The sequence below is a fragment of the Vibrio sp. St2 genome, assembly GCF_947311885.1.
GTDB classification, from domain to species: Bacteria; Pseudomonadota; Gammaproteobacteria; order Enterobacterales; family Vibrionaceae; genus Vibrio; species Vibrio coralliilyticus.
Genome location: NZ_CAMZNA010000001.1, coordinates 678,166 through 692,995 on the forward strand (window position 1 = coordinate 678,166; position 14,830 = coordinate 692,995).

Genomic DNA, 14,830 nt, shown 5'->3' on the forward strand with positions numbered 1-14,830 from the left:
GCTTTCTCGTGAGAAAAAACAGCCACCGTTTGACGGTGGCTTTGTTGTTTTAAGAAGCGCTGATATTAGTTGATCACAGCGTCGGGTTGATTTTCAGGGGAAGCTGCCTGAAAAGCAGGGTGTTGCCTTAGTGACATTGTCACTTTATGAATAATTGGATAACGGCTGAGATCTACATTGAATCGCTCTGCGTTATACACTTGCGGAACCAAACAAACGTCAACCAAACTAATTTCATCCCCCACACAATAGGCACCATGAGTCTCAGCTAGCTTCTTCTCTAAACTATGAAATCCGACTTCAATCCAATGGCGATACCATTGTGATTTTTCTGCCTCTTCCACCGATAGCTCGTTGGTTAAATATTGCAGTACACGCAAATTGTTGATGGGATGAATATCAACTGCAATATCCTGCGCCAAAGCTTTAACCACATACCGCTTTTGTTTATCCAAAGGCGTGAGCAAAAGACTAGGATATTGCTCATCAAGATAATCAATAATGGCAAGTGACTGATTAAGGCGTACGTTACCATCCACAAGAACTGGAACGAGTTCGCTGGCGTTAAGAGACTGGAATTGGGCGGAGTGTTGCTCTCCGCCATTTTTGACCAAATGGATTGACTTCTGCGCATAGGACAGCTGTTTCAAGTTGAGCGCAATTCTAACTCTATAAGCCGCAGATGAGCGCCAGTATCCATACAACGTCATTTCCGACATCAGTATTTCACCACTTTCTGGTCAATCGAGCCAAAAATAGAATCACCAGTTACGTCTTTCATTTCCATTTTGATTCGGTCGCCAAACTTCATAAAGCTGGTTGAAGGTTTGCCATCTCGAATCGTTTCAATCATGCGCACTTCTGCAATACACGAATAACCTACGCCACCTTCAGCAATAGATGTGCCGTGTTCTGTGCCTTGTTTGTTTGAAACTGTACCAGACCCCACGATAGCGCCAGCTGATAATGGGCGAGTTTTCGCAGCATGCGCCACCAGCTCAGGAAACTCGAACGTCATATCCACGCCTGCATTGGGGCAGCCAAATGCTTCACCGTTGTAGAAAGACAGCAGAGGCAGAGTGACTTTACCACCATCCCATGCATCGCCTAATTCGTCTGGCGTTACGGCGACTGGAGAGAATACAGAAGAAGGTTTAGATTGGAAGAAGCCGAAGCCTTTTGCCAATTCGTTCGGAATCAAACCACGTAGTGAAACATCATTCACTAACATCAATAGGCGAATCGAGTTCGCGGCTTCTTCCGAGGTCGCACCCATAGGTACATCGTCGGTGATCACAGCCACTTCACCTTCAAAATCGATGCCCCACTCCTCACTGCCTACAGGAATATCATCTCTAGGCCCGATAAACGCATCGGAGCCCCCTTGATACATGAGTGGGTCGGTCCAGAAACTCGGTGGCATTTCCGCACCACGAGCCTTACGCACCAGCTCAACGTGATTAACGTAAGCACTGCCATCGGCCCACTGATAAGCGCGCGGTAATGGGGATTCACACTGATTTTGTTCAAACGGTATCTCGGCAACCAGTTTACCTTCATTTAATGCTTTATAGACCTCAGCGAGTTGAGGCTCTACTTTCGACCATTGGTCAAGCGCCGACTGCAAAGTGGTGGCAATATCAGGCACAGCCGTACATTTAGTCAGATCTTTACTGACGACGACCAATTGTCCGTCTCGAGTGTCATTTTTCAGGGTCGCTAACTTCATCATTGTTCCCTTTTATTCTTCTGGATGTGATTTCCAACTGTAAACGTATTCTGGGTTCTCTACTGCATGAGCCTCATCGCTAAAGTTTAAAGCGTGTCGGGTATCGATCATCACAGCAACTTCATCAGTAAATTTCTTCTTGTATTGCTGACCCGCTTTAAATGCTTTCGGGTGTGGGCCATGAGTAAAACCTGCTGGGTGGAAAGTCACCATGCCGGCTTCAATATTGTCTCTGCTGAAAAAGTCACCCGCATGATAGAAAAGCACTTCATCGTAGTCATCGTTGTTGTGATAGAACGGTACCTTCAGCGCACCAGGATCACTTTCAATCGGTCTTGGTACGAAGGTACAAACGACAAAACCTGCTCCTACAAACGTCGTATGTGCTGAAGGTGGTAAGTGGTATCGGTGAGACATTAACGGACGAATATCACGCCAGTTAAGCTTCACAACAGAGAGATCACCGTGCCACCCGATCGCATCAAGCGGGTTAAACGGATAAGTAATCACGCTCACTTGCTCGTGTCTTTTCACCTGCACTTGAGTTTGGTTTTCCGAATACTGCGCTTTGAAATGATCATCAATTGAAGGAATTTCCAACACGGCAGGATCAAACACCGCATGGTTACCAACCATACCTTTTTCAGGCAATGAGTAAGCGGCATCGGTATTCTCGACCATTAGAATGAACATTGGCTCAGATGGCTCTAGGCGCCAGTTGGTCGAGCGAGGAATCATCACATAATCCCCTTCACCTACCTCTAGATGACCGTAGTCACAATACAGATCTGCTTTACCCTGATGGATAAACAGCAGTTCATCCCCATCGGCGTTTCGTACAAGAAAATCCATCTTGTCTTCCATACGCCAGATGCGAATTTTACAGTCATTGTTATGCAAAAGATTCGGCACCACCCATGGTGAAACCTGTGCCGCTTTCTCAACCAGATTAAAATTGAACGCGCGAGGTCTTAACTCCCCTTCCCATTCCGTCCAACCTGTTGGTGCATGTTGGTGATGGAAGTGTGCCGCTGGGCCGAAGAATCCGCTTCGGCCTGCTTCGCGCTCATAAATTGCGTCTTCCGGGAAGTCGGCGTGTGCCTGCTTGGAGCACACTCCCTCCCGGTGAGGGAATGTAATCCATTTATGCATCGCTCAATACTCCTCGACGAATCTGATCTTCTTCAATCGATTCAAACAGCGCTTTGAAGTTACCTTCACCAAAACCTTCGTTTCCTTTACGCTGAATAATCTCAAAGAAAACCGGACCAATTACCGTTTGGGTAAAGATTTGTAGCAAGATGCCATCTTTCATCGGCGCACCATCGATCAAGATCTGCAGATCTTTTAGTTTCTCAACATCTTCCGTGTGGCCTTCAACTCTCGAATCGATTTTTTCGTAGTAAGTGTCTGGCGTTGGCATAAAGTCCATACCACGGTCGCGCAATGTTTGTACGGTTTGATAGATATCATCCGTTGTCATTGCGATGTGCTGGATGCCTTCGCCATTGTATTCACGAATAAACTCTTCAATTTGTGATTTGTCGTCTGAAGACTCATTGATTGGGATGCGGATTTTGCCACATGGTGCCGTCATCGCGCGGCTGACTAGGCCAGTCAGCTTACCTTCGATGTCGAAATAACGGATTTCACGGAAATTACCGATACGCTCATAGAAACCAGCCCATGTATCCATGTTGCCCTGTTTAACGTTATGAGTCAGGTGGTCAATTTCATACATGCCTACATCCGCTTCCTTCAAGCGAGCTTCAGCATCTTCATAAAAATTGAAATCAACATCATAAATGCTCTGTTTTCCGTAACGATCCACGAAATACAGTAAGCTTTCACCGATTCCGTATACCCCTGGAATACTCAATTCCATTGGGCCGACTACAGTTTTATACTCTTCTGCCCCATTTTCTATCGCATGTGCCATTGCAACACCGGCATCTTTAACACGAAATGCCATGCCACAAACCGATGGTCCATGAATTTTGGCAAACTCTTCAGCCTGGCTATGGGGCTGAGCATTGACGATGAAACTGATATCTCCCTGGCGGTATAGCCACGCTTCTTTCGAACGGTGCTTGGCTATCTCCGCGAACCCTAGAGAAACAAACAACGCCTTCAATTGCCCGATCCCTTCATCTGTCGCAGCGGTGTACTCGACAAATTCAAATCCATCAGTTCCAAGTGGGTTATATGCTTGAGTCATTGTTCTTCCCTCAGTGATTGGTTACGTCCTTTCTTATTAACTTGAACCAACTTGATGACTAAGGGAATAAAGCTGCTCTAAATCGCTCTGGATGTACTTTTAAGTAATTTTGTAAATAAAACGTAACAGAACCAGACCAAATCGTTAAGAGACTGAATAATATAAATTTATCGCAAAAATTAGTAACATTTATTTTACATTCAACATATCAATTAGCAACTTCGTTGCCCATGCACACCATTTACTCAGCCAGCACTACTCCGATTTGATAGGTAAAATTAAACACATTGCCTAGCAATAAGTATCAGATTTATCTGAAGAATGAATAGATAAACCGAACACGTATAAATAGTAAAAATCTCACTTTTAGGCTCCCAAGATTTCAGCCATATAACCCCTCATTTATTGATTTAACTCAGAGATCGGAATCTACGGGCAAGGATATGGTAACGACCTCTGTTCCCAAAAAGGTCAAATAACAATGAGTGAGATAAACCGTGAACGTCTGATAGAGCATTTCTTTCAGCTTATAAAGATTGACAGTGAATCACGTAATGAAAAGCAGATAGCTGAAACACTCGCAGAGCAGCTTGGTGCAATGGGACTCGCGGTGCACAAGTTACCCGTACCGCATCAAGTTTCCAATGGCTTTAACGTATATGCGCGCCTCGAAGGTAGCCTTGATGGCAGCATTGTTCTAAGTAGCCACATGGACACTGTCACACCGGGTATTGGCATTGAGCCTGTCATTGAAGACGGTATTATTCGTTCCAAGGGCGACACTATTCTTGGCGGTGACGACAAGTCAGGCATCGCTGCAATCATGGAAGCTATCCGCTGTATTCAGTCTGACGGATTGGCGCATAAAACCATTGAACTTGCCTTTACGGTTCATGAAGAAGGTGGCTTGTTTGGTTCTCAGCACTTTGACATGTCATACATCACGTCAGACAAAGCGATTGTTCTTGATACAGGTGGACCAATCGGCACTATCGTCAACGCAGCACCAGGCCAACAAAAGATAATTGCGAAAATTAAAGGTAAACCAGCCCACGCAGGTCTAGCACCTGAAGAGGGAATTAGTGCCATTCAGGTAGCAGCTGATGCTATCAGTAAAATGAAGTTGCTTCGTATCGACAGCGAAACCACTGCGAACATTGGTATTGTGGAAGGCGGAAACGCAACAAATATCGTTATGCCGGAACTTAAAGTCGTCGCAGAAGCCCGCTCTCTAAATGACGACAAACTGACCCAACAAGTGTCTCATATGATCGAGACATTTGAGCACACATGCCAGCAACACGGAGCTGAGGTAGAGATTGAGTCCACCCGTGCATACAATGCATTTGTTATAGCAGATGATCACCCGCACATTGAGTCCGTTAAAGCCTCATTTGAAGCCATTGGCGCCAAACCTTACACCAAAGGCACTGGTGGTGGCAGCGATGCAAATAACTTTAACGCGAAGGGTCTAACAACAGTTAATGTCTCGACTGGTATGGCAAAAGTTCATACTACCGAAGAATTCATCGCAATCGATGATATGGTAAAAATTTCACAATTTGTGAAACATTACCTAACTCATTAATAATAACTAAATTAGAGCCAGCTTATATTATCTGGCTCTTCACTTCAATTAGCCATCTTGCTCAAATAACAACCAACGTAATGTCGGTTAATATCTAATTACTTATTTCTTCATTATTTCGCTAGTCATTTATAGTCAATAATATTGATAGCATAAATATAGATTGTTAAACTGCGCCGTCTCAATAACAATACATTGCATATTAATGTTTATAAGAACTGCATTACTCATCGTCACTTGTGCTTTTTCATCACTGTCACTCGCCGAAGCCTCAGAAAAAGGAACTACAGAACAAATTTATCATTCTGGAAGCAACTACTTAGCAGAAAGCTATGATGTATTTTCACCGGATAACAAAACATTTGAATTGGTTTTGAAAGATCTCGATTCGGACAAATGTTTGGTGTTCCAAAAAAGTGAGAAGTCAGATCTAGTCCGTGTCTATGCGACTAACCTGAATAAGAGTCACTACGTTACGCGGCCAATATCAGGCAAGATTCAAATTCGCTTCAGCGAAGACCCGAATCTCTATGATCTTACGACAAACAGACATTACATCAGACCAACGCTTACGCGGTTGAGTAAAGAAAGAGATGCTGAGTTGTTTAAAAGTTTGAGCGTACAGGAGATTATGTTTGTAAAGCTCGATGTACTAGGTAAAGAACACGTATTAAAAATCAATATCGAGGATTTAGAAGAACTATTGAAGATGGGGACCTTTATTTAAGAGTTCATATTTTCATCATTTGAGTGAGCTTATATAAAAACACCCTTTTAAATATAAGCTCTTTATATGAATAACTCTCCTCAGTGCAATCGTTTTACTTATTAATTCTCTCCTACCTTTAATTGATATAATTATATATACCCCTCCAGCTAAACTTGAAAAATTAAACGAATGCTTGCCTATAAGTAAAACTCTCCGCACTCGCAGTGTACGTTTACCTGCTCTTCTAAATCTAGGAGGCCATGATTTTGATACCAAGGAAAGTAAATAACCCTCCGGTCACATAATCCATCACCACTGATATTTTCTGATAGACGGATTTCGCAGAGCGATGAGAAAAAGCGACGGCTAGAAACAGGTGCCAAACTAACGTAATCAACGACATGGTCATCATGATCACGACCATCATAAGAAGTGTTAATTCTTGTGGCATGGATACCGAAAACAAACTCACGACAAAAAAGCCTGTTTTGGGGTTCAAAATACTGGTTAAGAAAGCTGAAAAGAACACCTTTTTTTCGGAAGGCGGGATGGCGACACCACTATCCAGTTCTTTGCCGCCGCGCTTACGTTGCAATGACTTATATATCTGGCTAAAACCAAGGTATAGGAGATACATCCCACCGATGACTTTTAGCACTGTAAACAGTTGTGGGAAATGAGAAAGCAACAGTACGAGCCCAGATCCACCCATAAATCCCCAGAGCATTACAGCAGCACTGACCCCTAACGCAGAAAACATTGCCAACTTACGCTCGTATTGCAAAGACGTATTGATGGTCAATAAAACATTGGCGCCCGGTGTGATGACTGCAAGCATCCAAATGACTGCGACATGAGCAATGACCAGCATGTATTCCATCGTTTATTCCTTTCTGTCCAACGCGCCGAATGGCCTCGTTATCCTACTCCCTTAGCAGCAAGGCCTCAAGACGTTCAAACGGTGCGATGTCAGGTTTTAACCATGGATTTGTTGGGAGAGTAGAGGTTTAGTAAATTCCCGCTCAACATCAATAGAGCACCTAGTATCAGAGAAGTTTCAAACGACTCCGAGTAAAGAACAATACCGACTGCTGCGATGACTGGCAGCCTCAAAAAGTCCATCGTTACGACCACGCTGGCCTCAGCATATTGCATCGCTTTCGTAATACAAAAATGAGCGGTCAACGCGGTGATGCCTACAACAGCAATCCATACCCATTGCCAACCCGACGGAAGCTGCCACTCCGAAAGAGACATACCTAGGCCAATAGGAAGCTGAATCATACACATAAGAAACAGTATCGTTAGCGGATACTCAGTTGATGATAAGGACTTCGTTGTCGCATGGGCAACGGAGTAACCTATCGCCGCCCCCAAAACGATAATGGCAGCAAGATTAACTATCTCGGTTCCGGGCTGAACGATCATCCATACGCCAGCGAAGCCAAACGTTATTGCACTCACTTTCCGCACATTGAGCTTTTCACCCAGAAATAAACAAGCGATCAATAATGTCCATAAAGGAACGGTAAATTCTATTGCAAATACTTCGGCTAAAGGTAGCAAGCCGATACCAACAAACCAGCCATACTGACCGCCAAAATGGAAGACATTCCTCAGCGTATGTAGGCCCATACGCTGCGTTCGAAACAACCTAAACTGCCCAGATTTAACGATCAATAGAGAGACAATAATCAAACCAATCAGGCTGCGAAAAAACAGGACTAGAAAAGTGTCAACGTGGCCACTTAATTTTCTGGCCCCAACCCCCATCAAGCTAAAAGAGACCAGAGCACCTGTCATCCAAATTGCAGCCATCATCATTTGACTGATTCCTTAATCACTCAAGCATATTGCCCAACGATAGCTATATCATACTTTCAGGAAGCTAAACAAAAGGAAAAATCTGACCGTATTAGCAACTCTAGAACATTTGGACCGTCAACTAAGCCCTACATTTCTTGATAAGACTGAATGGTTTTTAGCGCTTTTGAAAGGTTGTTTTTACCATTGAAGTCATGTGCAATCGCGATAACATCACAGCCTGATGCTGTTCCTGCCTCAACGCCTGCATAAGAATCTTCAAATACTAACGTTCGCTCTGGAGAAACACTGAGCTTATTCAAAGCAAGTTGATAGGCTTCAGGGTCCGGCTTGTGCTTTGTTACGTGTTCTTGTGTTATCACCACATCAAACATCCCGCTGAGCTGTAGGGACTGTAAAATATTATCCACCATCCAAGTGGCCGCAGAACTGACTACCGCGCACTGCTTGCCAGCTGATTTTAGATTTTCCAAATACGCTTTTGCTCCCGGGTTAAGGGTCAGATTCTCATCCAGCAATCTCTCATAATGAGCTCTAAAGTGCTGGTTGAACTCCTTCAACTCCGGCGCAATGTCCGCATGCGAGAAAAAATGCCCGGTCACTACTGGCCAACTTTCTCCCATCACATCTTTGTAGATATTAAAATCAACTTCGGCGCCGTAATCCTTGCACGCTAGCGCTAAAGCTTGGCCTTTAAGTGGTTCTGAGTTGACTAAGGTACCGTCCATGTCGAACAGGTAAACATCGTAATTTTTCAAACGCTACTCCATGTTTGATTTTATGGTAAATCTCGTAATTTCCTCGCCGGGTTTCCTGCGTAAATCCCCTTTTCTGTGATGTTTTTAGTCACGACACTACCCGCACCGATCACGACTCCATCACATATGTTGACGGCTAGAATGGTCGCGTTTGACCCTACTGTCACATGGTTGCCAATGTTTGTTCGCCCCCAACTATCAGGGTCGGGGTCAGGCTGACCATCTTTGAACAAGTCATTTGCGAACATCACACCATGCCCAATGAAGCAATCCTCACCAATCGTCACGTACTCGCAAATAAAACTGTGCGATTGAATCTTAGTGCGCGCACCAATAACGGTATTCTTCTGTATTTCAACAAATGGCCCGACAAACACACCGGTTTCCAATGTGCATCCATATAAGTTGGAGGGTTCAACAATGGTGACATCGTCTCCAAACGTCACATCCACAACCTTGGCTTGTAATACTCTCGGCACGCTCAAGTTCCTTACTGAAATATCGTATCTTCTATAGGACACCAAAGTGATAGAAAAGGTTCGAACTGTTTGAAAGGAATAAACTTTTTAGCTGATAGATTGTGCTTGAAGTAAACTTCTTCAAGCGCCCAGATATGATGATCAGCGTATATGCCCCATGCTAATGCGCCGTCGCGAATTTCTTCTAGACTCAAACTCTTCTTACTTAGGTAACCCTCTATAAAGGCTTTAGACTTGTTTACATCCAACTGAAACATATATTGACAAGCACGCGCGATTTCATAAGCAGGCGGCATGTACTGTAATAGGTCCCAGTCAATAATACCCGAAACCTGTTTGTTCATATCAAAGAAGAGATTGTAATGATGATAATCTCCATGAATCAAAATTCGCTTAGTCTTCGGCTGAAATTCGTGCTGACTTTGAGAAGAAGCAAGGTAAGCCATCTGAGTTTGAGCACGTTCCAGAGCCCAAAGATCGACCTCTTCAGGCTCTTTTATGCTGTTAATCGCTCTAATGATTCGTTCCAGTCTTTCAAGCCAGTTTTGCTGGCTCCAACTCAGCTCAATAGTAGGGAAACTTCTCTGTGTCGCTGTCTCCATGGCTAGATGTAAATTAGCGAGCGCGTACCCTGCATTAAATGCATAAGTGCAGTCAAACTCGTCTGAATATACTTGCCTACCAGTAGCTTCCGGATAGAGAGCAAAGCATTCTCCTTTCCATAGAGTGATAGGTAAATTTTCGGCATTCAAGCAAGGCTCTACAATAAAATGCAATGAAGAGGAAAGTTCTGCCAGCAAACGAAGCTCATCTTTGATTCGATGATTGTTCGTATGTTTAAAACGGCGTAGATAGTATGTTTCGTCTGATCGAATTCTATAAGTAGAATTTACAGTGCCAGAGATCACTTCTTGAATCTCCGATCGTTCAGATGTTTGCGCCCAGCAACTTAAAACTTGTTTATCTAGCATCCCCCCCTCCTCAGCTCTCATTTCGTAATCTAGGTTACAAAGCCTCCACCCACTGAGAGCGCCACTCTGGTGCTGGATAATTGTCAGGCCAAAACTCGAGTTGTTTTGCAATGAGCCCGTTTACCACAGTATGAAATGTGATCGCTCTGGCGCTCTGAGTACCATCTGTTATCGACACGTCAGTAACTACCGTCTCACCTTCGCAAACTGTCGAGTGAATCTCAAAAGTCCAGATACCGTGACTTGGGTAGTTCGTGTTGAGCGCGGCGAAGTTATCTCGTCCAATAATCTTTTCTTTCGATTGGGGCCATACGCCTTCAAAATCTTCGCTTAACCATTCGCTGGCCTTGTAAAAATCATTACTTTGCATCGCTTGCCAAAAAGTGGTCACGACTTCTTTTGCATTCATTTTTTACTCCATTAATACAAAGTGTGCTTGTGATATCAGAAGATTAGAGTTCGAGGTAGAGTCTCAACATATCCTTGTGTTGGATACCATCTTCAAAAATCGGCTCTGGGTAGTGGTTGAGAAAATGGTCTTTCCATACCGAATCCACGCGGAAACCGAGGCGTTGATAAAACTTGAGTTGATAGCCAAAGCATCCTGTTCCCAACTCAACACGTTTTACACCTGAGGACTTAAGTTCTCTGAGAACAAACTCGAGCAAGTGGCTGCCTATTCCTCTCCCGTGGAAAGTTGGCAAAACAGAAGCATTAATTAACTCCACCAGCGATTGGCTGCGTGGCAGCATAACCATGACACCAATAAACTTTCCCTCATCATCCTCAGCAACAAAACATTGAGATTTGCTCAGATACGACTGAATGTTTTCTTCGCTTGGGTCCGCTTCGAGTAATAGTGGTAATGGCACGTGTTCAGGCGCTATCTGTTTGTATTTCATGGCCAACTACTCGCTCTCTACAACTGAATCCAATATCTTGCCAAAAGGTTGGGAAACACTTTACCCATAATAATGTTTTCTAATTGACCGCCATTCGCTTCAATCACTTTTCGGGATGGCCAGTTATCATCATCTGCAGTCACAAGTGCTTTGGATATCCCCAGTTTACGAGCTTCCGCCAATGCTAACTTCAACATCATCTTACCGTTACCTTGGCCTCTGAAATTGGGGGCGATATCATACCCGATATGGCCAGCTTCAGAAGAAAGAAATTCATTTTCAATATGATGACGAATACGAATGGCTCCACGAATACTCTGATTTTCATCAATCAACCAAAAATGGCTACAAGGGACGTAACCCGGTTTTAAATCGATACCCAAGGATTCATTGGAAAGTCGGCTCACATAGCGTTCGATATCACTCTCACCTTCCGCATAGTAATCTGCGTTCTCAGGATCATTGTGTTTGAAATCCCGGTAAAATCGAGAAAATGCCTCTTTTAACTGCGATGAAGGGGGGATTAATCTCATCAATTCTGTTCCTCATTCTGAGAATTATTTTTTAGACCATATTGATAGAAAACAACTCTTTGTTCATTCATGGACTGTTTTACAAAGCCAAGCTTTTCTAAAAGTTTCAACGATGCAATGTTTGACTCATCAACACCAGCGACGAGCTCTCTCCAACCACTTTTGTTCGCAATGGAGTCAATAAATCCAGTAAGCAGCTCACTAGCCAACCCTTGCCCCCAGTACTCTTCTGCGAGTAAATAGCCGATATGAGCACTACCGCTGTCTTGATAGACAAATACGAACCCTGCTAACGCACCATCGTTAGTTCTCACTACGTAAAGCACGCTTTCATCATTCATTTTGCTTAACCAGGTCTCTGCTGATTCATTAGACCTGACTTGGTGAAAGTACGGTGGTAAATTCTCAACAACCTTTTCTGTCAAGGTTGCTTGAATTTCAGATAGAAAATGAGCATTGCGGTCACCATCTTTAAACTGCTTTATGGTTAACCTGTTTGTACGATATGCTTCCACCGGAACCTCCCTTACTATTAAACTCATCTGTGTTTACGGTGCTTTTTAGCTAACCTTTCGTTGCCCCGCTTGTAATTGCCAGTGACTCTCGCCATTAGTTGCTGTTGGTCATGATTTGAGAGCGCACTAACCTTCGAAACGAATTCAGATGCCTGTTTTCCACGCAATATGGTAACAATCTTACCGTTACGCAAAATCCTCAGTTCAGCCCGATTCTCTTCAAAGGAAAAACCTAGGTCAGACCCCATATTAATACTCCTCAACTTCAAACTGGTAAGCGACTCGTCTACCCCACCCGTTTGCCAATTGCTGAATATCCTTAATACCATAGGGTTGACCTTCAATCATGCGTAGCGCAAGTTCAACACTCTGTGATTCTTTTGGATAATGGCGTAATACGGCTTTTGCACACCACTTTATCTCCACATTCCAACTGTTGTCCTTTTCTGCGATTAAGGTGTAAGCGCTACGGAGGATCTTCTTAGCCAACATTTTACCAATATACTTATGGTTAGACTCATTAAGCTCATCACATGCTTGAGTAATGAAAGATAAGAGATCACTGTTGAGAGCAAAACCGATTTTCCGGTTTGGTTGTAACCGATTGAATTTCCGGGACAAGTCATCACCTGACACACAACAACAACAGTGCTTTAACCAAAACTGCCAGTGATAAATTTCATTTGGAGAAAGAATTGCTTCTAGATGGCCAGGATCGAAGTCTATCTTGCTGAAAATAGTTAATTCTTGCTCTAATTTTGATTTGGTGGCCTTAAGTTTTCGTTCGGTTTCTTGGTCCAAAGGCTTATTGAAAACAATAGATAAGTCTAAATCAGACTCAAGCTCAACCGCAGTGCCCCTAGCTACACTCCCATATAGATAAAGGCTATGAATTTTGTCTGAAAAAGTGTCACGTAAACAGCTAACTACATGGTCAACTGACTGCCTAAACGCGGGCTGAATATAGGCGACTGAACAATGATTAAGAATGTAACCTTGCTCGTCCAACCCGTTATTCATTGGTTTCATCAAGTTTGTCACGCCACTCTTGTTGTAATATTGCCATAACTACCGTGTCCCACCAGCGCCCTTTAAAATACCTGTTCTCTTTGAATACCGCTTCTCTGCGCATACCCAAGTCTGAGCAAAGCTTGAGTGCAGCGCGGTTTTCCTTAATCGTTTCAGCGTATATCCGATGCACATTAAGCGTACTAAACCCATAATTTGCCAAAGCCGTCGCAGCTTCATAAATCAAACCGCTTCCCTGAAATGAACGTGCTATTCCACATCCCATCGACGCATTATGTTCATCTTCCAATCTCAAGCATACCGTACCAATAAAGATGCCTTGCTGTTTATGCTCTATTGCAAGTTGGTAACTTCTTCTTGGTATTTCGGCAGCCTGTCGAATAAACAATTTGGTCAATTGACGGTATTTTTCTGCTTTGCTGTCCGCTTCGTCATAGAAACGTTGATACTTTACGTCTTGAGATATCGCCACAAACGCGGCTTCATCTTCTAGCGACATGTCTCTAATAACAAGTCTTGGTGTTTCTAGCCTAAACAATTGCTTTCCCTAAAGGTGCTTTTCCATAACAAAATTTGTCAGTACCTGACCACGCATCTCAACCTGTTGCTCCTTCACTACTTTAAACCCCATCCGCTCATAGAAAGGACGAGCAGTAATGCTCACCTCCGAGTAGAGGCGAGTGATACCCTTGTCGTTCGCAATCTTTAGCACATGCTCCATAAGCGCCCGACCAACGCCCTTACCCTGGAAAGCGTGATGACAAAAGAAATGATCCACTAACCCGGAATCTTGCAAATCGGTATACCCCGCGACTTGCCCGTTCATTTCAGCGATGTAAGGGTTAATTTGGGACATTTTGTTTTTCCACTTTTCAATGTCCCATCCTTCTGGCGCCCACGCTTCAACCTGATCCTGACTGTAATGCTGGCGATTTACATTTCGCACTGTATGGAAAAACACTTCCCAAAGCGCTTTAGCATCGTCTGGCTTATATTGACGAATAGTGATCATAACGCTCCCCTTAGATTGCAGGTCTTTGTTATAACATAAAAAAAGCTCGCTAATCATTAGCGAGCTTTACCTTTAAATAGCAGCCTGTAGCTTTTCTTCAACCTGTTTTAAAATTTGGTATTCTTCTTTATCACAGCCACGAACAATCGACACCCAGTGATCACCCGTTTCATCAGTTCCTTTAAACTCCGCACGCAATTCATACTTGCGCCACGTAACAAAGGCCATAACGAGGGTTAACGCTAAAGTATACAGTCCAAACTGAGGAACAAATGCCCATGTAGCTGCAGACAACACCAATGCCAAAGATAACACTCGAACAATGTTTTCTTTGATACCTAATCGACGAACTTCAAAACGTTTGATTTTGCTCAACTTATAAGCGTCAGACTTTACCACTAACTCGTTAGAAGTAAGCATGAAGTCTTGCTCGCTTACCGTTCTGCGAAAACGAAACAAATCCACTAGCTTGTTACTATGAGTGATTTTACTCATCACTTTTCTCCATGTTATGAAAAATGTACAAAAACTACGATATACATGGAGTTACTTATGGACACAGT

The 14,830-nt window shown here is 43.5% G+C and carries 20 protein-coding genes; 2 read left to right on the forward strand and 18 right to left on the reverse strand.

The window, feature by feature from the left end; genetic code table 11:
• Positions 1-65 precede the first annotated feature (65 nt).
• The 4 genes from maiA to hppD are packed head-to-tail and all read right to left on the reverse strand — an operon-like array spanning position 66 to position 3,947.
• On the reverse strand, positions 66-719 hold the full coding sequence (gene maiA / locus QMA41_RS02985) for a maleylacetoacetate isomerase (protein WP_095572870.1): 654 nt from the start codon (positions 717-719) through the stop codon (positions 66-68).
• Positions 719-1,729, reverse strand: a complete 1,011-nt coding sequence (locus QMA41_RS02990) for a fumarylacetoacetate hydrolase family protein (protein ID WP_095663930.1) — start codon at positions 1,727-1,729, stop codon at positions 719-721. Before QMA41_RS02990 ends, maiA begins: the two co-directional genes overlap by 1 nt.
• 12 nt (positions 1,730-1,741) lie before the next feature.
• A complete protein-coding gene (locus tag QMA41_RS02995; protein WP_019275648.1) occupies positions 1,742-2,881 on the reverse strand; it encodes a homogentisate 1,2-dioxygenase in 1,140 nt (379 codons plus the stop codon).
• Complete coding sequence (hppD, locus tag QMA41_RS03000) at positions 2,874-3,947, reverse strand: 4-hydroxyphenylpyruvate dioxygenase (RefSeq protein WP_281628799.1); 1,074 nt, start codon at positions 3,945-3,947, stop codon at positions 2,874-2,876. Before hppD ends, QMA41_RS02995 begins: the two co-directional genes overlap by 8 nt.
• 481 nt (positions 3,948-4,428) lie before the next feature.
• Between hppD and QMA41_RS03005 the strand changes: the two genes are divergently transcribed.
• On the forward strand, positions 4,429-5,535 hold the full coding sequence (locus tag QMA41_RS03005) for a M20/M25/M40 family metallo-hydrolase (RefSeq protein WP_281628800.1): 1,107 nt from the start codon (positions 4,429-4,431) through the stop codon (positions 5,533-5,535).
• 205 nt (positions 5,536-5,740) lie between these two features.
• The gene (locus QMA41_RS03010) at positions 5,741-6,262 is read left to right on the forward strand and encodes a hypothetical protein (RefSeq protein ID WP_019275651.1); all 522 of its coding nucleotides are present in this window, start codon (positions 5,741-5,743) and stop codon (positions 6,260-6,262) included.
• Positions 6,263-6,494: 232 nt separating this feature from the next.
• On the opposite strand, the gene QMA41_RS03015 is transcribed toward QMA41_RS03010, so the two are convergent.
• The 14 genes from QMA41_RS03015 to QMA41_RS03080 all read right to left on the reverse strand — a co-directional run bounded on the left by QMA41_RS03015 (position 6,495) and on the right by QMA41_RS03080 (position 14,762).
• Positions 6,495-7,124 (reverse strand): LysE family transporter, encoded by a 630-nt coding sequence (locus QMA41_RS03015; protein ID WP_281628801.1) that lies wholly within the window; start codon positions 7,122-7,124, stop codon positions 6,495-6,497.
• 89 nt (positions 7,125-7,213) lie between these two features.
• Positions 7,214-8,068 carry a DMT family transporter gene (locus tag QMA41_RS03020; protein WP_281628802.1) on the reverse strand — a complete coding sequence of 285 codons (855 nt, stop codon included), beginning with the start codon at positions 8,066-8,068 and terminating at the stop codon, positions 7,214-7,216.
• 128 nt (positions 8,069-8,196) lie between these two features.
• Complete coding sequence (locus QMA41_RS03025) at positions 8,197-8,826, reverse strand: HAD family phosphatase (protein WP_006961999.1); 630 nt, start codon at positions 8,824-8,826, stop codon at positions 8,197-8,199.
• Positions 8,827-8,846: 20 nt separating this feature from the next.
• Positions 8,847-9,311 (reverse strand): acyltransferase, encoded by a 465-nt coding sequence (locus QMA41_RS03030; protein ID WP_281628803.1) that lies wholly within the window; start codon positions 9,309-9,311, stop codon positions 8,847-8,849.
• Between the two features lie 5 nt (positions 9,312-9,316).
• Positions 9,317-10,276 (reverse strand): aminoglycoside phosphotransferase family protein, encoded by a 960-nt coding sequence (locus tag QMA41_RS03035; protein WP_281628804.1) that lies wholly within the window; start codon positions 10,274-10,276, stop codon positions 9,317-9,319.
• A gap of 34 nt (positions 10,277-10,310) precedes the next feature.
• The gene (locus QMA41_RS03040) at positions 10,311-10,685 is read right to left on the reverse strand and encodes a nuclear transport factor 2 family protein (RefSeq protein ID WP_171353402.1); all 375 of its coding nucleotides are present in this window, start codon (positions 10,683-10,685) and stop codon (positions 10,311-10,313) included.
• A 43-nt stretch (positions 10,686-10,728) separates the two neighbouring features.
• Positions 10,729-11,178, reverse strand: a complete 450-nt coding sequence (locus QMA41_RS03045) for a GNAT family N-acetyltransferase (protein WP_281628805.1) — start codon at positions 11,176-11,178, stop codon at positions 10,729-10,731.
• Positions 11,179-11,195: 17 nt separating this feature from the next.
• On the reverse strand, positions 11,196-11,711 hold the full coding sequence (locus QMA41_RS03050; RefSeq protein ID WP_281628806.1) for a GNAT family N-acetyltransferase: 516 nt from the start codon (positions 11,709-11,711) through the stop codon (positions 11,196-11,198).
• On the reverse strand, positions 11,711-12,226 hold the full coding sequence (locus QMA41_RS03055; protein ID WP_281628807.1) for a GNAT family N-acetyltransferase: 516 nt from the start codon (positions 12,224-12,226) through the stop codon (positions 11,711-11,713). The genes QMA41_RS03050 and QMA41_RS03055 overlap by 1 nt, the downstream gene beginning before the upstream one ends.
• Before the next feature lie 23 nt (positions 12,227-12,249).
• Positions 12,250-12,474: a hypothetical protein gene (locus QMA41_RS03060; RefSeq protein ID WP_021456438.1), complete on the reverse strand. Its 225-nt coding sequence runs from the start codon at positions 12,472-12,474 to the stop codon at positions 12,250-12,252.
• A 1-nt stretch (position 12,475) separates the two neighbouring features.
• On the reverse strand, positions 12,476-13,246 hold the full coding sequence (locus QMA41_RS03065; RefSeq protein ID WP_281628808.1) for a nucleotidyltransferase domain-containing protein: 771 nt from the start codon (positions 13,244-13,246) through the stop codon (positions 12,476-12,478).
• Positions 13,239-13,793 carry a GNAT family protein gene (locus QMA41_RS03070; protein WP_281628809.1) on the reverse strand — a complete coding sequence of 185 codons (555 nt, stop codon included), beginning with the start codon at positions 13,791-13,793 and terminating at the stop codon, positions 13,239-13,241. Before QMA41_RS03070 ends, QMA41_RS03065 begins: the two co-directional genes overlap by 8 nt.
• A gap of 9 nt (positions 13,794-13,802) precedes the next feature.
• Positions 13,803-14,267 carry a GNAT family N-acetyltransferase gene (locus tag QMA41_RS03075; protein WP_281628810.1) on the reverse strand — a complete coding sequence of 155 codons (465 nt, stop codon included), beginning with the start codon at positions 14,265-14,267 and terminating at the stop codon, positions 13,803-13,805.
• Positions 14,268-14,339: 72 nt separating this feature from the next.
• Positions 14,340-14,762 (reverse strand): DUF6232 family protein, encoded by a 423-nt coding sequence (locus QMA41_RS03080; RefSeq protein WP_006961989.1) that lies wholly within the window; start codon positions 14,760-14,762, stop codon positions 14,340-14,342.
• Between the last annotated feature and the right edge of the window lie 68 nt (positions 14,763-14,830).